This window comes from uncultured Salinicola sp. (assembly GCF_937921195.1).
Classification (GTDB): Bacteria; Pseudomonadota; Gammaproteobacteria; order Pseudomonadales; family Halomonadaceae; genus Salinicola.
The window spans coordinates 1-19078 of the sequence record NZ_CALFQK010000035.1; the positions used below are offsets into that span (position 1 = coordinate 1).

18 protein-coding genes and 1 pseudogene are annotated in these 19078 nt (G+C 64.7%); 3 read left to right on the top strand and 16 right to left on the bottom strand.

Going from position 1 to position 19078, the window contains the following annotated elements; all coding sequences use genetic code 11:
- Positions 1-455: pseudogene (locus Q0602_RS03270) on the top strand (M42 family peptidase); the annotation flags it as partial.
- 65 nt (positions 456-520) lie between these two features.
- Here the strand turns inward: Q0602_RS03270 and Q0602_RS03275 are convergent.
- From Q0602_RS03275 to Q0602_RS03320, 10 genes are all read right to left on the bottom strand, one after another.
- Positions 521-1465, bottom strand: a complete 945-nt coding sequence (locus tag Q0602_RS03275; RefSeq protein WP_295039134.1) for an efflux RND transporter periplasmic adaptor subunit — start codon at positions 1463-1465, stop codon at positions 521-523.
- A 13-nt stretch (positions 1466-1478) separates the two neighbouring features.
- Positions 1479-1694, bottom strand: coding sequence for a DUF1656 domain-containing protein (locus tag Q0602_RS03280; protein ID WP_298838882.1), 216 nt, complete (start codon positions 1692-1694; stop codon positions 1479-1481).
- Positions 1684-3771, bottom strand: a complete 2088-nt coding sequence (locus Q0602_RS03285) for an FUSC family protein (protein ID WP_298838885.1) — start codon at positions 3769-3771, stop codon at positions 1684-1686. Before Q0602_RS03285 ends, Q0602_RS03280 begins: the two co-directional genes overlap by 11 nt.
- Before the next feature lie 204 nt (positions 3772-3975).
- A complete protein-coding gene (locus tag Q0602_RS03290; RefSeq protein ID WP_298838888.1) occupies positions 3976-4611 on the bottom strand; it encodes an OmpW family outer membrane protein in 636 nt (211 codons plus the stop codon).
- A 173-nt stretch (positions 4612-4784) separates the two neighbouring features.
- Positions 4785-6038, bottom strand: a complete 1254-nt coding sequence (locus tag Q0602_RS03295; protein ID WP_298838891.1) for a winged helix-turn-helix domain-containing protein — start codon at positions 6036-6038, stop codon at positions 4785-4787.
- 110 nt (positions 6039-6148) lie between these two features.
- Positions 6149-7201 (bottom strand): zinc ABC transporter substrate-binding protein, encoded by a 1053-nt coding sequence (locus Q0602_RS03300; RefSeq protein ID WP_298838894.1) that lies wholly within the window; start codon positions 7199-7201, stop codon positions 6149-6151.
- Positions 7202-7241: 40 nt separating this feature from the next.
- Positions 7242-8126 carry a metal ABC transporter permease gene (locus tag Q0602_RS03305; protein WP_295039129.1) on the bottom strand — a complete coding sequence of 295 codons (885 nt, stop codon included), beginning with the start codon at positions 8124-8126 and terminating at the stop codon, positions 7242-7244.
- The gene (locus Q0602_RS03310; protein WP_298838898.1) at positions 8123-8821 is read right to left on the bottom strand and encodes a metal ABC transporter ATP-binding protein; all 699 of its coding nucleotides are present in this window, start codon (positions 8819-8821) and stop codon (positions 8123-8125) included. Before Q0602_RS03310 ends, Q0602_RS03305 begins: the two co-directional genes overlap by 4 nt.
- Positions 8822-8844: 23 nt before the next feature.
- Positions 8845-8991: a hypothetical protein gene (locus Q0602_RS03315; RefSeq protein WP_167404608.1), complete on the bottom strand. Its 147-nt coding sequence runs from the start codon at positions 8989-8991 to the stop codon at positions 8845-8847.
- A gap of 502 nt (positions 8992-9493) precedes the next feature.
- Positions 9494-10201, bottom strand: a complete 708-nt coding sequence (locus Q0602_RS03320) for an SIMPL domain-containing protein (protein WP_298838904.1) — start codon at positions 10199-10201, stop codon at positions 9494-9496.
- Positions 10202-10430: 229 nt separating this feature from the next.
- Here Q0602_RS03320 and Q0602_RS03325 point away from each other — a divergent pair, with 229 nt between their 5' ends.
- Positions 10431-10805 (top strand): hypothetical protein, encoded by a 375-nt coding sequence (locus Q0602_RS03325; protein ID WP_298838907.1) that lies wholly within the window; start codon positions 10431-10433, stop codon positions 10803-10805.
- Between the two features lie 159 nt (positions 10806-10964).
- On the opposite strand, the gene Q0602_RS03330 is transcribed toward Q0602_RS03325, so the two are convergent.
- The gene (locus Q0602_RS03330; protein ID WP_295037670.1) at positions 10965-11267 is read right to left on the bottom strand and encodes a hypothetical protein; all 303 of its coding nucleotides are present in this window, start codon (positions 11265-11267) and stop codon (positions 10965-10967) included.
- 252 nt (positions 11268-11519) lie between these two features.
- On the opposite strand from Q0602_RS03330, the gene Q0602_RS03335 reads away from it, so the two are divergent.
- The gene (locus tag Q0602_RS03335; protein ID WP_298838910.1) at positions 11520-12722 is read left to right on the top strand and encodes an ABC transporter substrate-binding protein; all 1203 of its coding nucleotides are present in this window, start codon (positions 11520-11522) and stop codon (positions 12720-12722) included.
- A 75-nt stretch (positions 12723-12797) separates the two neighbouring features.
- On the opposite strand, the gene Q0602_RS03340 is transcribed toward Q0602_RS03335, so the two are convergent.
- The 5 genes from Q0602_RS03340 to typA all read right to left on the bottom strand — a co-directional run bounded on the left by Q0602_RS03340 (position 12798) and on the right by typA (position 18886).
- Positions 12798-14102, bottom strand: a complete 1305-nt coding sequence (locus tag Q0602_RS03340) for a branched-chain amino acid ABC transporter permease (RefSeq protein WP_298838913.1) — start codon at positions 14100-14102, stop codon at positions 12798-12800.
- Positions 14102-15100 (bottom strand): branched-chain amino acid ABC transporter permease, encoded by a 999-nt coding sequence (locus Q0602_RS03345; protein WP_298838917.1) that lies wholly within the window; start codon positions 15098-15100, stop codon positions 14102-14104. Before Q0602_RS03345 ends, Q0602_RS03340 begins: the two co-directional genes overlap by 1 nt.
- Before the next feature lie 80 nt (positions 15101-15180).
- Positions 15181-15885 (bottom strand): ABC transporter ATP-binding protein, encoded by a 705-nt coding sequence (locus tag Q0602_RS03350; protein ID WP_149437106.1) that lies wholly within the window; start codon positions 15883-15885, stop codon positions 15181-15183.
- Between the two features lie 85 nt (positions 15886-15970).
- Positions 15971-16741 carry an ABC transporter ATP-binding protein gene (locus tag Q0602_RS03355; RefSeq protein WP_110597521.1) on the bottom strand — a complete coding sequence of 257 codons (771 nt, stop codon included), beginning with the start codon at positions 16739-16741 and terminating at the stop codon, positions 15971-15973.
- A gap of 291 nt (positions 16742-17032) precedes the next feature.
- Complete coding sequence (typA, locus tag Q0602_RS03360) at positions 17033-18886, bottom strand: translational GTPase TypA (protein WP_298838927.1); 1854 nt, start codon at positions 18884-18886, stop codon at positions 17033-17035.
- Positions 18887-19078 lie beyond the last annotated feature (192 nt).

A 19078-nucleotide genomic window follows, 5' to 3' on the forward strand; every position in this document is an offset into this window, starting at 1 on the left:
TCAACGCGGTGCAGGAAGAAGTGGGCCTGCGCGGGGCGGAGATGATCGCCGAGCGGCTGGACCCGAACGTGGCGATCGTCACCGACGTCAGCCACGACACCTCGACACCGATGATCGAACCCAAGCGCGAGGGCGCCAACAAGATCGGCGACGGCCCGGTGATCTGTTACGCCCCGGCGATCCAGAACAAGCTGCGCGAACGCCTGATCAAGGTCGCCACCGAGCAGAAGATCCCGTTTCAGCGGCTGCCGCGTTCTCGGGCCACCGGCACCGATACCGATGCCTTCGCCTACTCCAACTCCGGCGTCGCCTCGGCGTTGATCTCGCTGCCGCTGCGCTACATGCACACCACCGTGGAGATGGTCCACAAGCAGGACGTCGAGAACGTGATCGAGCTGATCTATCACGCGCTGCTCGACATCAAGCCCGGCGAGACCTTCAGCTACTTCGACTGAGTGACAGAATTTCCACGCCGACCCCACGCCCCGGCGAGAGATCGTCGGGGCGTTTGTTTATCGGATCAGATACCGATCAATCCTTCCCACCACTGGCGAATCGGCTTCCACCAGCCCGGGGCCTCTTCGCGCTCGCGTCGGTCGCCGTCGAGATAGACGGTGGCGGTGAGACCGGCGGAGAGCTTGGTCCCTTCGGGAATGTCGTCCAGCGCGATGCGCACCGGGATGCGCTGGGAGAGGCGCACCCAGTCGAAAGAGGCGTTGACCGTGGCAAGGCCGTTCTGCTGACTGCTCAAGCTGCTGTCGCTGATGCCGCGGGCGAAGCTGTCCACGTGGCCCCAGATCGGGCGCTCGTTGGCCAGCAGCTGGATCCTGGCGGGGGCGCCGATATCGATGCTGTCGAGCTTGGTCTCCTCGAAATAGCCCAGCACGTAGAAACTGTGGGCGTCGACCAGGGTCATGGCATCCGTTCCCACGGTCACGTACTGGCCGGGACGCAGCAGCAGGTTGGTGACGTAGCCGTCTACCGGCGCGCGCACGGTGGCGCGTTCCAGGTCCAGCTTGGCCTGATCGACTTCGACCTCGGCCTGCTCGACCGCGGCCTGGGCCGTGGCCAGAGAGAAACGGGCGTTGTCCTTGTCCTCCTGGGAGACGTAGTTCTTCAGTCGCTGGCGACGGCTGTTGGCGGCCTGGGCCTCGTCACGCTTCTGCACCAGCTGGTGCAGGTTGGCCTGGGCCTCGTCCAGGGCCAGCCGGTAGCGCTGCTGATCGATGGTGAACAGCACGTCGCCTTTCGCCACCCGCTGGTTGTCGTGCACCTCGAGACTGTCGACGAGGCCGGCGACGTCGGTGCCGAGATTGACCACGTCGGCACGGACCCGACCGTCGCGGGTCCACGGATCGTGCATGTAGTGATTCCAGAGCTGAGCGACGGCGACGATCGCGGCGGCGACCAGGGCGAGGGTCAGCAGCAGCCGCACAGTCCTGCGGAGTCCGGTAGGCCAGTTCATCAAGGTCTTTTCCTCATCCAGCGATCGGTAGCGAGCCCGTCAGGGCCAGCACCGACCACAACAGCAAAGCGTAGATCGCGATATCCGCGAGCACCGGTTGCCAGAACCAGTGATAGAGCCCCAGGCGCACGAAGAGACGCCGGAGAATCAGGTAGAGCCCCAGCGCCCCCAGGACCGGAACGGCCAGTGGCGGCATCAGAAATCCCAGGAAGGACCATTCAGCCAGCATGTCGCGGGTCTCCGGTAGTGGCCGCCGTCGAGACGTCTGCCGTCTCGGCGTTGGCGCGGGCCTCGAGGGTCACCCCCGGCGCTTCGCGCATCAAGTGACCCAGCATGGCGATCTCGCCGATGCTGGCGATCGGCAGGTGGGTCTCGTGATAGAGCCGCTCGACCCAGGCGATGGCCTCGTCGGCCAGGGTCCGCCAGACGGTGGGATCGTGGCGTTCGCGGGCGATCAGCCGTGCGCCGATGCCGGCGAGCCAGGCTTCGATCTCGGCACGATGGGAGCCGAGTGCGTCGCGCAGACGGCGGATGCGCCACACGCACAGCGCCATGGCGTGGAGGTCGATGGCTTCGCGCAGGGCCCGGTCGCTGCCGCCGAGGGCGACCAGCCGGCCCAGTCGGTCATAGAGGCGGCTCTCCAGGCGGGCGCGGTTGGGCAGCGATCTCTCCCGCATCAGCCGGCTCAGGCCGCGCCAGTAGGCGGCCATCAGGATGCGGATGCGCTCCTCCGGCGAGCGCTGGCGCAGCAGGGAGTAGGTGAACATGGCGCAGAGGGTGCCGATGATCGAGGCCAGCCCGCCGTTGATGTAGCGCGCCGGGGCGAAAGTGTAGGTGGAGTTGAGATTGAGCAGCGTCATCATGGTGATGGCGCCGGCCAGCCCGATCGCGGACCAGCGCGGATGAGGGGTCAGCAGCGTGCCGATCGTCACCGGTACCGCGACGGCCAGCGCCAGCAGCGGGAAACCGTTGATCACCGGCAGCACCAGGAACAGCAGGACGCCGCCAAAGACCACCGCGGCGATCGAGCCCCACAGGAACTGATAGACCACTGCCGCGGGATCGGGCGCCTTGGCGAACAGCATGGTGAAGACGCCCAGCAGCATCATGGCGAGATAGCCGGAGTGCCAGCCGCTGTGGATCCAGAACAGGCCCAGCAGCTCGAAGGCGAGGAACACGCGGAAGGCGTTGAAGCGGGCCACGAAATGCTCGTTGTGGGTAGTTCGCGAGCGGCGCTCGCGGGGTAGCGTCTCGATCCGCGATGAGGCCGGATCGTCGAGGGCGTGGCGCAATCGCCGGCCGTGCTGGAGCAGCCCCAGCATTTCGCCGAGACGCTGGCGAACCAGCTCGGCGCGGGCGCGACTGCGCGGCTCGACCGTGGTGTCGTCCCAGTCGAAATCGGCCAGCACCAGGCGTTCGCGGGGTTCGCCATCCGGCGCCGACGCGATCGTCTCGAGCAGCGGGACCGCCTCCGTGGCGAGTTGGTCCAGCCAGCGTTCGCCGTCGTCGCAGGCGCGCAGGTAATCGAGCGCTGTCTGCAGTTCCCGCACGGCGGTGAGCAGTGCCAGGCCATCGGCGGCAAAGCGATCCAGCGCGGGAATGAAGTGGCTGAGCCGGCGGGTCTCGAGGCGCGTCAGTCCCCGCAACTTCTCGAACTGCTGATAAGTCGCCAGCAACGCCTTGAGCCCGTCGTCCCGTTGCGCTCGTGAGCGCGGCGCGTCCAGCGACGCCAGCGTTTCCCTGGCGCTCAGCGAGAGGAAGGAGGACAGCGCCCCGGGCAGCGCGCGGCTGCCGAAACGCGGCGCGATGACCACGTGCATCAGCAGGCCGCAGCCGATCCCCAGCGCCGTCTCGGTGAAGCGGGCCAGCGCGATCGTCCAGATCTGGTCGACGCCGGTGCCGATGGCCGTCAGCGAGACCAGGGTCGCGGTATAGCCGCTGAGCATCATCACGTAGCCGAGGTATTCGTCCTGCTCCAGCATCACCCAGTACATGCAGAAGGCGAGCCAACCACCGGAAAACAGCAGATAAAGCATGGGCTGCTGGCCGAACAGGGCGATCAGCCCCAGCCCGACGACCGCTCCGAACAGGGTGCCGAACAGCCGTGCGACGCTGCGCCCGATGATGATGCCGATCGGCGGCGTGCCGCCGGTGAACATGACCGGCTGCAGGGTCACGATCATCACCGCCAGGATGGCCCAGGCGGGTTGGTAGAGATCGAGGCGCATGGCGAGGAACAGGGCCAGCCAGACGGCCAGTACCGTTCTCAACGCCAGTAGCCAGTGATCGGCGGGGATTCGAATCATGAATGACCAGCGCCCATGGGTGCGGTCACCCATGGGTCAGTAGTGAAGCGGAATAAAAGTTAGTCTGCGAATGATCACATGATCTCCGACGTAAGTCTAGAGTTTTGGGCAAAAATCTCGGCGGGGGACGTCAATTCGGCGCGCCATATGCCTGGCCACCGGACGGTGGCCAGGGACGAGCCGGCCGGGTGGCGGCGGTTCGCTTCAGAAGCGATAGCCGATGCCACCCATGACCACGACGGGGTCGATATGTACCGTGGTGTCGTAGGATTCGCCACCGATCGTGGCGGTGGTGTCGGAGTCGATATCCAGATACCAGGCCGCCGCATTCAACGACCAGTGATCGTCGATCAGCAGGTCGACGCCAAGTTGCGCTGCAGCGCCCCAGGAGTCATCCATGTCCAGACTGCCGCCGTCGACCTTCTCGTCGGAGAAGTGGGTGTAGTTCAGGCCGGCGCCGACATAGGGCTGAACCCGGGCATCGGTGCCGCCGAGCGGGTAGTACTGCAGTGTCAGGGTCGGCGGCAGATGTTTGGTGGAAGCCATCTGGGTGCCATCCAGATTGATGTCGTGCTTGAAGCGCTGGGCGGCCAGCAGTTCGACGCCCCAGTTGTCCAGGAAGCGATAACCTAGCGTGAAAGCGAAGCCGCTCTCGTCGTCGACGTCGATCTGGTCGACGCCGATGGCATCGAAGTCACCGTTGTCGCTCTTGGGCGAGACCTTGGCGATACCGAAGTGGGTGAACCAGTCGCCGGCACCGTAGGCGAAGGCGCTGCTGGTGCCGAGTGATGTCGCCACCGCCAGTCCGGCGATGCTCAAGCGGCGTAGGATCGTGTTCATGAATGGCGTTCCCTTGATGGCCCTTGGTGTACTCGCCGCGACCGGTGGGGTCGTGGCGTCGGAATCAGCCTACGCCCGAATAACCACAAAAATAATGTGGTTATTGGTCGCAGAAGTATGCTTAGGGAAGAGGGAAGAGGGAAGAGGGAAGAGGGAAGAGGGACGCGCCGGCTTCAGAGATGGCGCCGCCGTTGCGAGTCCACCGGCCAGTGGGCCATGAGGCGCTGGGCCAGCGGGCGTTCGCAGGCGAGATGGATACGCGGAAGCCCCAGCCAGGCGGCCAGTTGCTCGAACTGCTGCGCCAGGGCGGTGAGGTGTTCCTCCCCGAAGCGAATCTCCGGTTCCGGGTGGAGCGCGAGGAGCGTCAGCTCGCCCTCGGCGCGACGAGCACGGAGATCGACACGCCCGATGAGCCGGTCACCGTGGAGAAAGGGCATGACATAGTAGCCGTAGACGCGCTTGCGAGGCGGCACGTAGAACTCGAGGCGATAGTGGAACCCGAACAGTCGCTCGGTTCGCTCGCGGTACCAGACCAGCGAGTCGAACGGTGACAGCAGGGCAGCGGCCTCGACACGCCTCGGCACGCTGGGTTCGCCGAGCAGGTAGCCGGGCTGGCGCCAGCCCTGCACCGCGACCGGCGTCAAGGTGCCGTCCTCGACCAGGGTCTCGAGCGCGGTACGGGTATCGTTCGGTGCCAGTCGATAGTAGTCGCGGAGGTCTTTCTCGGTGGCCACTCCCAGGGCGGTGGCGGACTGGGCCAATAGCTGGCGATGGGCTTCGAGCAGCTCGGGTTCGGGCTGGTTCAGTATCGCGCTCGGCAGCACCCGCTCGGGGAGATCGTAGAGCCGTTGGAAGCCCCGGCGGCGGGCAACGGTGACCTCCCCGGCGGCGAACAGCCACTCCAGCGCCTGCTTCTCCTCGCTCCAGTCCCACCACGGGCCTGACGGACCTTCCCGCGTGTTCAGCGCCCCCGCGCCCAGTGGACCCTGCTCGCGCACGCTGGCCAGCACGCGCTCGATCACGTCGCGCCGCTCCCGCCCGAACCTCGCCAGGTGCTTGTAGATGCCCATGCCGTCCTGGGCGCGACGCATGCGCCAGCGCATCGCCGGGTAGAGCGACAGTGGCAGCAGCGAGGCTTCGTGGCCCCAGTACTCGAACAGGGACCGGTGACGGTTGCGGCTCCAGGCCGCCTCGTCGAGCAGCACCGTCGGATATGGGCCGAGCCGCGACAGGACGGGCAGGTAGTGGGAACGGGCCAGGGCGTTGACGGAGTCGATCTGCAACACGCCAAGGCGACTCAGCAGGCGGTTGAGATGGCCGCGGTTGACGGTCTCGGGGGAGGAGGCGGTGAATCCCTGGGCCTTCAGGGCGAGCCGCCGGGCCTGGGCAAGAGAGAGATGACGGTGGGGGGCAGTCACTGGCGGCATGAAAACGACACTGTCTCGGCGAAGGTTCGAGAGCAGTGTCGTCCAGGTGGCGGTGATTGACCAGTGCGAGGAGCGACCGGCGGCGCCGAAGTGCCGCCGGTTTCGCCGAGTCAGTCGTCGGCCGTCAACGCCTCGATCAGCGTGTCGACGTTGTGACGGAACATGCCGAGATAGGTGCTGCCTTCGCCATCGGGCGTCAGCGCGTCGGCATACAGCGTGCCGCCGATGGCGACGCCGGTCTCCTCGTGCAGCTGATTGATCAGTGCCGGGTTGCTCATGTTTTCCAGGAACAGCGCCTTGGCGTGGCTGCTCTCGATCTGCTGCGTCAACTGGGCCATGTCGCTGGCGCTGGGCTCGGCCAGGGTGTTGATGCCCACCGGCGACAGCAGCTCGAGGCCGTAGGCGTCGGCAAAATAGCCGAACGCGTCGTGGCTGGTGATGATCAGGCGATTTTCCTGCGGGATCTGCGCCATACGCTGCTTGGCCTCGGTGTCCAGCGCTTCCATCTTCTCGATGTACTGCTTGGCGTTGGCGCGGTAGTCGTCGGCGTGGTCCGGATCGGCCTTCACCAGCGCATCGCGGATATTGCGGGCGTACTGCTCGCCGTTCTCGAGGTCCTGCCAGGCGTGCGGATCGACATCGCCATGATGGTGATGATGGCCTTCCGCGCCGCCGTTCGCCGCATGATCATGATCGTCGTGGTCGTGGTCGTGGTCGTGGTCGTGGTCGTGGTCGTGGTCGTGGTCGTGGTCGTCATGACCGTGACCATGATCGTCACCCTCGTCGTGATGACCCTCGAACGGCCGCGTCTTGATGCCGTCGCTGGCGACCACGATGTCGCCATCGTATTCACTGGCGTCGATCAGGCGGTCGATCCAGCCCTCGAGCTGCAGGCCGTTGACCACGATCAGGTCGGCATCGGCCAGTGACTGCGCGTCGGAAGGCTTGGGCGAGAACGCGTGCACGTCGCCGTCCGGGCCGACCAGCGAGGTGACCGCGACATGGTCGGCGCCGATGGTCTCGACCATGTCGTCGAGGATGCTGAAGCTGGTGACGACCTTGAGCGGGTCCGCCTGGGCGTAGATCGGCGACAGGGCGGCGACGCTCAAGCCGCCGGCGATGAGCCCCTTGAGCAGCGCGGAAGAGATCGATTGGCGGGACATCTTGAATTCCTCGTGTGGAGTTGAACGGTGGAGTGCCGAGTTAGCCGTGGGCGTCCGGCGGCAGCATGGGCTGGACCCGACGACGCCAGCGGGCAAAGACGCTGTGGTACCGCCCGAACAGCGCGGAAAACAGATAGATGATGCCGGCGAGCAGAATGATGCAGGGGCCGGAGGGCAGGCCGGCGTGATAGGAGAGCAGCAGGCCTCCCACGCTCGAGATCATGCCGATGGCGATGGCCAGCCCCATCAGGCCCTCGAGGCGTTTCGACCAGAAGCGCGCCGCCGTTGCCGGCAGCATCATCAGGCCGACCGCCATCAGCGTCCCCAGCGTCTGGAAGCCGGCCGTCAGGTTGAGCACCATCAAGCCCAGGAACAGGCCATGCACGGCGCCGCCGCGAATGCCCTGGCCGCGCAGGAACAGCGGGTCGAGGCACTCTACCACCAGGATGCGGAAGATCGCGGCGAGCACGATCAGGGTCAGGCTCGACACGCTGACGATCAGCCACAGCGCGGTACTGTCCACCGCCAGGATCGAGCCGAACAGCACGTGGGTCAGATCGACGCTGCTGCCGCGCATCGAGATCAACATCACCCCGGCGGCGAGCGAGATCAGGTAGAAGCTGGCGATGGCGGAGTCTTCGCGATGGCCGGTCAGGCGCGACACGCTGCCCGCCAGCCCTGCCACCAGCAGCCCGGCGATCAGGCCGCCAAAGCTCATCGCCGGCAGCGAGAACCCGGCCAGCAGGAAACCCACCGCCACGCCCGGCAGCACGGCGTGGGCCATGGCGTCGCCGACCAGGCTCATGCCGCGCAGGGTGAGGAAAACCCCCAGTGGCGGCGCCACCAGCGATAGCGCCAGGCCGGCCACCAGCGCGCGGCGCATGAAGCCGAAATCGATCAACGGAGAGAACAGCCAGTCGATCATGCCAGCGTCTCCGCCGTGGAGGGGGAGCCACCGACCCGGGCGGGCGTCGACCAGGTGCCATGCCCGCGTTCCAGATGCAGGATCCGATCGGCCAGCCGGGTCATCTGATCGTGATCGTGCAGCACGATGATGATCGCCGCGCCCTTGGCCGCCATGTCCTGCAGTACCTCGATCAGCACCTCGACGGTGGCGGCATCGACATTGGCGAACGGCTCGTCCAGCAGCAGCAACTGGGCTTCCTGCATCAAGGTACGGCCGAGCAGGGCGCGCTGGCGTTGGCCGCCGGACAGCTCGCCCAGAGGGCGGTGCTCGAATGCCTGCAGACCCAGGCGCTGCATCACCGCCTGGCCGCGGCGATACTCCGTCGGACCGTAGCGCTTGAAACTGCCATGGGTCGGCCAGCAGCCGCTCATCACCAGTTCCTCGACGCTCATCGGGAAGGTCAGGTCCAGCGCCAGCTGCTGCGGTAGCCAGGCACGCCGGGCGTTAGGCACCCGGCAGTCAACCCGACCGCTGACGGGGCGCAGCTCGCCCATGATCCCCTGGACCAGCGTGCTCTTGCCGGCCCCGTTGGCGCCCACCAGCGCGGTAATGGTGCCGGCCTCGAAGTGGCCGTCGATACCCTCCAGCACCATACGATTGCCCTGCGCCAGCGACAGAGACTCCAGTGTCAGCAGGGTATTGGGCTCATCCATCGCCTGTGTCCTCGACTGCGCCATCAACCGAACACCCCGGCAGCCCAGCCCGCGACGAGCCACAGCACCGCCAGCGGCAACAGCGCCAGCAACACGCGCCGCCCGGCGCCCAGCGACATCAAAGAAAAATGGCACGGCCCATCGGGGCGGTGCCGGTGACGGTGTGACATGACAATCTCCTGAAACGGAAGCAAAGGTTATAACATAACAATTGATGTGGAAAGGGGAGATTGGTGAGGTTCATGGCTTGACCCGAAAGCTGTGGTGCGAAAAACATCGCTGGTAATTAGCAATATGAATTTCCAGCATTCCTGTAACCGACTGATAATCGAGTTAATCTCTCCTACTAATTCGTGAGCGGATCAGGAGGAATCGCTGGTGGAAAGTTGACTCTTTGTTTTGCTCTTTAAAAACAAAAGCCTACAATTAGACTGTTCCCCACGCCCGTGGGGATGAACCGCTCGAGGAGGCCCGCCAGCATTACCGCCAGCTCTGTTCCCCACGCCCGCGGGGATCAACCGATCCGCGCGAGCCGCGCGGTTCGCCTCGACTCCCGTTCCCCGCAGGCGCGGAGATCCGTCGCGGCGTTGGAGTGTGCTTTATGCAGATGCGCCCGCCACCCAGGCACCCCATAACGGCATCGACCGGGGTAGGAAACCGTTGGGTGAGGTGTCACTCCTCCAGCGCGTAGTCGATCGTCGTCACCACCCGTACCCGCTTGATATCGGGGGTGTAGCTGTCAACATCTTCGATCGAGAAGTAGCCCTGGTTGGCGCTGCGGATCTCGCCGACGCGACTGCCTGAGTCCCTGGCGAACTGCTGGGCGACGCCGCGGGCATCCTTGGTGGCTTCGGCGACCATCTCCGGCTTGATGTCATTGAGGCCGGTGAACAGGAATTCGGTGCGGTAGTCATAGTTGGGTGACAGCACGACCCCGGCGCGGACCAGCTCTCCGGTCTGTGGCATCGCTTTCTTGACGCTATCCACCGCCGGCGTGCGCAGCAGCACCGTGGCTTCGGCCTGGTAGCGCTCGTCGGGCCGGTCGGCGCCGTAGAGGTTGACGAATCGGTCGGTCACCTGGGGCGAGGTCACGGTGATATTGCCGGTCTCGAAGCCTCGCTGGGTGAGAAACTCGCGAATGCGGCTCTCCTGCGTCGTCAACTCCTGCTGCAGCGTTTCCAGTTCGTTGGCGGTGACGGTGTAGTGCAGCGGCCAGAGTGCCATGTCCGCCGGCACTTCGCGCTCCGACAGGCCCTTGACCGTGACGCTGCGACCGGCGTCACGCCAGGTTTCGGCGGCGTCCTCGATGTAGCTTCCGCCCCAGATCATGCCGATGGCCAGCAACCCGCCCAGAATGATCGCGCTCCGTGCCTGTCCCATTCGTTTTCCCCTGTTTCCCATAACGCCGGCTGGCTCCGTCATGGTAGCCGGTTGTCAGTGTGGCAGGGCAGCCCTTCGGGTGGCGAGTAGTCGAATATTTCTCTATCAATCCCGGTGATAGACGACTTCAAACCAACTGATTAGCCACCTAATAAATGGGCCTCCATAATCTCTTCAACGGTCAGGCCACGAGGCCGACCACGCAAACGAAGAAGATTGGAGGTTCACCATGAAAACTCGCATTCTCGCCGCCATCGCACTTGCCGTTGCACTCCCTGCCGCCGCTCAGGCCAACAGCGTCATGGAACAACGTGCTTTCGCTCAGCAACATGAAGCCCTCAATACCCAGGCGACTTCTCAGTACCAGTTGCTGCCGAGCGAATATCGGATCAACACCGTCAGCGGTGGCCACAGCACCGCGGCCGATCATTCCCTGGCCTATGTCGCTGCCACTACCCAGCGGGCAACCGACATCGCGGGCGGCAACGATAGTCTGGTAGGCCAAGGCCAGAGCACGGCCGCTGCCCAGGCGCTGCAGAATGTGAATGGGGGCGGTAATAGCGAGCGTGGCAACGTGGAAATGTCCTTTGCCAGCCTCGATTGATACCGACGACATACGATATCCCTGCGTTGCGCCCGTGCTGACGAGCGCAACGAAACGGTAGGCACTGCTTCGGGTCCCGCGACTTTCCAGTACCTCCAACTTCCCCGGTCCACCCCCTGGACCGGGGCTTTTTATGCCTGTGTATCTACTGCCCTGCGATCAGTCCTCGTCGTCCTCGGGCGCCTGGAAAGCGCGCTTGTCATCGGGCAGGCGCACCATGTCGCCCTTGGCGAGGTCTCCGTGGCTGTCGTGACGCTCCCCGTCGTCGCCGATCAGTGCCGCGACCTTGCCGATGCTGACACCATCCTTGTAGGCCTCGACCTGAACGCGCACCGTGGCGCCGTGGTAGCGCGCGGTCAGCATCATCCCCGGTTGCGGGGTGACACGATGCTGTTCGTCCTTGGCGTAGTGGGCATCGACGCTGGCGCCGCCCGGCGCATCCCACTCGATATGCTTGTGCATGGCGTTCTCCTTGCCGTTGGCGTTATCGCGGTTTCAGCGTAGTCCCTAATCGACGTCGCCTCTAATCGATTGATTTGCCGCCGGCATGGCGGGTTTCCCCTGGGCTTGGGGAGAGCGAGGCCGCGCTATGATCGGGTCGCCCGGGCACGCCGAAAGGTGAAGACACGAACGGTTACGGACGCTTGTCTTTTGGGCGGCTTGCCAGCAGAGTGAATGTGGTCTTTCGCAACCCAACAAAGAGCGACAACAGCGATGAAGAAGACAGTACTTGCACTCGCCATTGCGGCAACCACGGCATGCGCCGGTGTCGCGCAGGCGGATGTCAAAGTGGGATTTCTGGGGGGCTTCACCGGCGGTATCGAAAGCCTGACGCCGCCGATCTTCGATGGCGCCAAACTCGCGGTGCAGGAGGTCAACGACCAGGGCGGCCTGCTGGATGGTGAAAAGATGGTCATGCCCTCGGGTGACACCACCTGTTCGGATGCCTCGGCCGCTTCCAACGCCGCCGACCGGCTGGTCAACAGCGAGCAGGTGACCGCGATCGTGGGTGCGCTGTGTACCGGTGCCACCATCGCCGCGGCCAACAACGCCGCGATTCCCGGCGGTGTGGTGATGGTATCGCCGGCTTCCACGGCACCGGCGGTGACGGATCTCGATGACAACGATCTGGTCTTCCGTACCGTGCCTTCCGACGCCTTCCAGGGTGAACAGCTGGCCAAGCTGCTGCTCTCCAAGGGGATCGAGGACGTCGCGGTGACCTACGTCAACAACGACTATGGCCAGGGCCTGGACGACGCGTTCACCAAGACGTTCGAGGCGGAAGGCGGTTCGATCTCCGCCAACCTGGCCCATGAGGACAACCGGGCGGACTACCGGTCGGAGATCGGCAAGCTCTCCTCCGGCGGTTCGCAGACGCTGGTGGTACTGGCCTACGCCGATACTTCCGGTCAGACGATCCTGCGCCAGGCCTACGAGAGCGGCGCCTTCACCAAGTATGCCGGCGGCGATGGCATGGTCGGGAACGCGCTGGTCGACGCCGTGGGCGCCGACGTGCTCGAGGGCATGATCGCGACGCGTCCGGGATCGCCGGACGTGCCCGGCTCGGACATCTTCAACGACCTGGCGGAGAAAGCCGGGATCGACCCCAGCGCGGTGTTCGCGGCGCAGTCCTACGATGCCGCGTTCCTGCTGGCGCTCGCCATCGAGAAGAACGGCAGCGCGGATCGCGAGGGCCTGTCCAAGGCGCTGCGCGACGTTGCCACGGCGCCGGGCGAGACGATCCTGCCGGGAGAGTGGGAAAAGGCCAAGAGGCTGATCGGTGAAGGCAAGGAGATCAACTACGAAGGCGCCTCCGGCAGCGCGGAGTTCGACGACAACGGCGACGTGCCGGGTATCGTGGTCGAAATGGCAGTCGAGGATGGCAAATTTGTTACCAAGGGGGCGATCGACGAATAACCTTCGCCGGCGTTCCAGAACGCAAACCCCCGAGCTCAGGCTCGGGGTTTTGCGTTTCAGGTTTCGTGGAATCGTTCAATCGTGATGCGCGACCTTCTCCGGGATTAGCCCGCGCGGGGCGAAGCGCAGCACCAGCAGGATCAGCAGCCCGATCACGAACACCCTCGCCTGCAGGGCGCGGCTGTCGAGATTCCCCGGTTGCCAGTCGAACCAGTGCGAGCCCAGTGCGACGATGGCGTGCATCACGGCCAGCGCCATCGGCCCCGACATGATCCAGATCACGTAGACCAGCACCGCGCCGAACAGCGTGCCCAGGTTGTTGCCCGGGCCGCCGAGGATCACCATCACCAGCACCAGGAAGGTGTGGTTGAGCGGCAGGTAGCCCTGCGGATCGAACAACCCATTGAAGCTGGTTAGCACCGCGCCACCGATCCCCATCAGGATACAGCCGAAGACGAAGATCTCCTGACGGCGGCGATTGATCGATTTGCCCATGGCCGCGGCGGAAACCTCGTTGTCGCGGATGGCGCGGATCATGCGGCCCCAGGGGGCGTGATAGGCGCGATGGAGCAGGAAGAAGATCACCGCGATCATGACCACGGTCACCGACAGGTAGAGTGCACGGGCGGTCAGGAAGCCGACCTCGCCGGGGTCCGGAACCGGCCAGGGCAGGGGTGAGATGGTCGCGGTGCCGCGGGTGAGCCAGTCCGAGTTCTTGAGGAACGCCTTGATGATCTCGGCGATCCCCAGTGTGGCGATGACCAGATAGTCGCTGCGCAGGCCCAGGCAGATATGGCCGATGAAATAGCCGACACCGCCGGCCAGGGCGCCGCCCACGATCCAGCCCAGCCACACCGGCAGCCCCAGCCCGCCGATGAACTCCACCTGGGACTCGATATCGCCGGTGACGCTGCGCAACCAGCTGATCACGACCAGGTAGCCGATGAGTCCGGCGACGATGGCGAGGATCGTGCGCAGCAACTTGGGTACGCCGATGCGGTCGAGCCGGCTGATGCCGAACACGATCGCGGTGACCACGACCATCGCCAGCAGCACCCAGCCCAGCCGGCCGGGAAGGTCGCTGGCCCAGAACGCATGGTTGACCGGGATGCTGAAGAACGTCGCCGAGAAACCGCCCAGCGCGACGAAGCCCATGATGCCGGCATTGAACTGACCGGCGTAGCCCCACTGGATGGTCAGGCCGAGAGCCAGGATCGCGTAGCAGGAGGCCTCCACCAGCATGCGGGTGGAGTAGGCCGGACCCATGGTCGCGAAGACGGCCAGAACCACGAGGGCGAGGCCGCCGAACAGCACCAGCTCGCGGATCGGGAGCGTGCGACGATCGGAAGTTGCGGGGCGTTGCGTTGAGGGGGCAGTCATCAGATCACCTTCCCTTTGAAGATGCCGGTCGGGCGCCAGATCAGCACCGCCACCAGAATGAAGAAGGGCACCACGATCTTGTATTCGGTACCCACCAGCGCCAGATTGTTGGGCAGTTCCAGCCAGGTCGGCAGGCTGTCCCGCAGCGGCCTGAGCAGTACCGACCAGTTGAAGACCGCCAACGTCTCGGCGAAGCCGACCAGAAAACCGCCGGCGATGGCGCCGTAGGGATGGCCGACGCCGCCGACGATGGCGGCGGCGAAGATCGGCAGCAGCAGGAAGAAGCTGAGGTCGGGCTTGAAGGCGACATCCAGCGACAGCAGCGTGCCGGCGATGGTGGCCAGCGACCCGGCAATGACCCAGGTCAGGGTAATGATCAGCCTGGTATTGATGCCGGAGGCGCGTGCAAGGTCGGGGTTGTCCGACATCGCCCGCATCGCCTTGCCCAGGCGCGCCCGGGTCAGGAACAGGTGCAGCCCGACCACGGCGACGATGGTGATCACGAACAGGATGACCTGCGGCTCGGTGAGGATGATCGGCCGGGTCACGCCCGGCACGTCGATACGAAAGATCTCCTTGCGCGCATCGACGTAGAGGTTCTGCGAGCCGGTGCCGGCGAACAGCCGGATCAGACCCTGCAGCATCAGCGTGACGCCCAGCGAGGCGATCACCATCACGATCGGCTTGACGCCATGGCTCCGCAGCGGCTGGTAGAAGGCGCGATCGATGCCCACGGCCACCAGCGAGGTGAACGCCATTGCCACCGGCAGCATGACGATCGCGGTGGGCAGCCCGAGGGGATCTCCGGCGTGGGGAAAGGCCAGCGTCAGCAGCAGCACGGCGAGGGTGCCGAGCGTCATCATGTCGGCATGGGCGAAGTGGGCGAAGCGCAGGATGCTGTAGATCAGCGTCACGCCGACGGCACCGATGGCGTAGATGCAGCCGGTGACGCTGCCGGCCACCACCACGTAGTTGAAGAAGTAGATCAGCTCATTCACGACCGGCTCTCTTTAACGGAAACGTCTCGGTTTGAATACGGGCGCTGGCAAGCCGGGGCTCGCCAGCGGGACGATGGACATCAACCACCGAGGAAGCTCTTGGCCACCTGAGGGTCGTTGAGGAGCGCTTCGCCGGTATCGCTGAATCGGTTCTGGCCGGCCGCGAGCACGAAGCCCTTGTGGGCGATGCGCAGTGCCTGCTTGGCGTTCTGCTCGACCATCAGCACGCCGACGCCGGCGGCATTGATGGTCTTCACCCGCTCGAAGATCTCGTTCATGTAGCGTGGCGAGAGTCCGGCGGTGGGTTCGTCGAGCAGCAGCACGCTGGGTTCGTTCATCAGCGCCCGGCCCATGGCCACCATCTGGCGCTGGCCGCCGGAGAGCTCGCCGGCCGGCTGGCGGCGCTTCTCCAGTAGCGGGGGGAAGAATTCGTAGATCTGCGCCTTGAGCCGCGAGACGGTGGCGGGTTTGAGAAACGCGCCCATCTCCAGGTTCTCCTCCACGGAGAGGCTCGGGAAGATGTTCTTCTCCTGGGGCACGAACCCCATGCCCATCTCCACCAGCTTGTGCGGTGAAAGATTGGTGATCGGCTTGCCGCGCAGCCGGATCTCGCCCTGGGTGATCGTCAGCAGGCCGAAGACCGCCTTGAGCATGGTCGATTTACCGGCGCCGTTGGGGCCGACGATGACGCCGATTTCGTCGGCCTCGATCGTCATGTTGACGCCGTTGAGAATGTTCATGCCGCCGTAGCCGCCATGAACGTCAACTGCTTCGAGTAATGGCATTGAGTGCTCTTTGTTATTGCTTGGCGATGGGTTGCCGTCGTGTCTCACGTTCGGAGGCGTTGTAACCCTGGGTGGTTTCGGAACCCTAGGCGGTTTCGGAACCGAAATAGGCTTCGATCACTTCCGGATTGTTCTGGATCTCGCCGATCGAGCCTTCCATCATCACCTGCCCCTGGGCCAGCACGATCACCGGATCGCACAGGCGACCGATCATGTCCATGTCGTGTTCGATGACCAGGAAGGTATAGCCCAGCTCGCGGTTGAGCCGCTCGATATTGCCCATCAGATCGCCGAGCAGGGTGCGGTTGACCCCGGCGGCGATCTCGTCGAGCAGCACCACCTCGGCATCGGTCATCATGGTGCGGCCGAGCTCGAGCAGCTTCTTCTGGCCGCCGGAGAGGTTGCCGGCCAGCTCGTTGCGGACATGGGACAGGCCGACGAAGTCGAGCACCTCGAGAGCGCGACGGCGGACCTCGGCCTCCTGGCGCCGCACTTCTCCCGGCTTCAGCCAGGTGCTGAACAGGTTCTCGCCCTCCTGGCGCGGCGGCACCATCATCAGGTTCTCCAGCGAGGTCAGGTGGCTGAACTCGTGGGCAATCTGGAAGGTGCGCAGCAGCCCGCGGTGGAAGCGCTGGTTGGCGGAGAGATGCGTGATCGCCTGGCCGTTGAGCAGGACCTCGCCGCTGTCGGGCGCGAGGCTGCCGGCGATGATGTTGAACAGCGTGGATTTGCCGGCCCCGTTGGGGCCGATCATCCCGGTGATGGAGCCTTTGGCGACCTGAATGGAGCAGTCGTCGATGACCGTCAGGCCGCCGAACGACTTGCGAATGTTGCGGACATCGATGATCGGCGTCATCGCGTCTTCCCCCGAGCGTTTATTGATATTGTCCCCTGGTGCGCCGTTGGGGTGGCGCGCCTGCCTCTGTCTACCGCGATTCCGGCGTCGTCTCGATCGGTCGGGCCATGGGTGGCGAGACGGAACGGTGGTGTCTTGTAGCCGCGATGTTGCCGATTGTACAGCCGTCGATTGGCATGAGTAGTTTTTCTTGATCAACGCTACGCCAGCCCAAACGACGACACCCGCCGGAGGGCGGGTGTCGTCGGTGTGGCAACAGCGATTTGACGGCAGCGGTGGATCGCGGGGCGATCAGCCTTTCTTGCCGGCCCGCTTGCGCTCGTTTTCGGTCAGGTGCTTCTTGCGCAGGCGGATGAAGCTCGGGGTGATCTCGACCAGCTCGTCGTCGTCGAGGAACTCGATCGCCTGCTCCAGGGTGAAGCGAATCGGCGGCGTCAGCACGATGTTCTCGTCATTGCCGGAAGCCCGCATGTTGTCGAGCTTCTTGCCCTTGGTCGGGTTGACCACCATGTCGTTGGCGCGGTTGTTGATGCCGATCAGCATGCCTTCGTAGACCTCGGTGCCGTGGTCGACGATCAGCTTGCCGCGCTCCTGCAGGGTGTAGAGCGCATAGGCCAGCGCCTTGCCCGGCACCATCGATACCAGCACGCCGTTGCGACGCTCGATCGCGGCGTCCGGCTTGAGCGGGCCGTAGTGGTCGAAGCGGCTGGTCAGGATGCCGGTACCGGAGGTCAGGGTCAGGAACTGGCCGCGGAAGCCGATCAGGCCGCGCGCGGGGATGATGAAGTCCAGGCGAACGCGACCCTTGCCGTCCGGATTCATGTTGGAGAGCTCGCCCTTGCGGTAGCCGAGCTCTTCCATCACCGCGCCCTGGTGCTGCTCTTCGCAGTCGATGATGACTTCTTCGTACGGCTCCTGCTTGACGCCGTCGATCTCGCGGATGATGACCTCGGGGCGGCCCACGGCCAGCTCGAAGCCTTCGCGACGCATGGTCTCGATCAGCACCGACAGGTGCAGCTCGCCACGCCCGGAGACCTTGAATTTCTCGGAGGATTCACCCTGTTCGACGCGCAGCGCGACGTTGTGGATCAGCTCCTGCTCGAGACGGTCCTTGATGTTGCGGCTGGTGACGTACTTGCCATCCTTGCCGGCGAACGGGGAGTCGTTGACCTGGAAGGTCATCGAGACGGTCGGCTCGTCGACGGAGAGCGGCGGCAGCGCTTCGACGTTGTTGACGTCGCACAGCGTGTCGGAGATCGCCAGATTGTCGATACCGGTGATGCAGACGATGTCGCCGGCAGTGGCTTCGTCGGTCTGGACCCGCTCCAGCCCCATGTGGGTCATGACCTGGCCGATCTTGCCCTTGCGGGTCGCGCCTTCCTTGGTGATAACGCTGATCTGCTGGCTCGGCTTGACGCTGCCGCGCTTGATGCGGCCGAGACCGATGACGCCGACATAGCTGTTGTAGTCCAGCGCCGAGATCTGCATCTGGAACGGGCCGTCGAGTTCGACCTTGGGCGGCTCGACGATGTCGACGATGCTCTTGAACATCGGCGTCATGTCTTCGGCCATGTCGTCCGGCTCCATGCCGGCGATGCCGTTGAGCGCGGAGCAGTAGATGATCGGGAAGTCGAGCTGCTCGTCGGTGGCACCGAGGTTGTCGAACAGATCGAAGATCTGGTCGACGACCCAATCCGGGCGCGCGCCGGGACGGTCGACCTTGTTGACCACCACGATCGGCTTGAGGCCCTGGGCGAACGCCTTCTGGGTCACGAAGCGGGTCTGCGGCATCGGGCCGTCGACGGCATCGACCAGCAGCAACACGGAGTCGACCATGGACATGACGCGTTCGACTTCGCCACCGAAGTCGGCGTGTCCCGGGGTGTCGACGATATTGATGTGGTAGTCGCGGCCGTTGCCGTCGTTCCAGCGGATCGCGGTATTCTTGGCCAGGATGGTGATGCCGCGTTCCTTCTCCTGGTCGTTGGAGTCCATGATCCGCTCTTGGCCTTCGGCCTTGCGGTCCAGGGTGCCGGATTGGCTCAGGAGCTTGTCGACCAGTGTCGTCTTGCCATGGTCGACGTGGGCGATAATGGCAATGTTCCTAATGCTCTCGATACGAGCGTTAGAGGCGTTGTCACTCATGGGGCGGTTTCCATCGTAAAATGTGTGCGCCCATGTCTAGGGGCTGTTGACGTTTCAGCGCGAACCGCGGTGCTGCGCCAAATGTCGCCAGGCCAGGCGCGGGATGCAGAGAAGGGTGGTTCCCTTTTTTAATCCCGCAACGCCGCATGGCGCCATTTGCCGCGCAACCCGAAGGGCCGGGCCAGTTTTTGC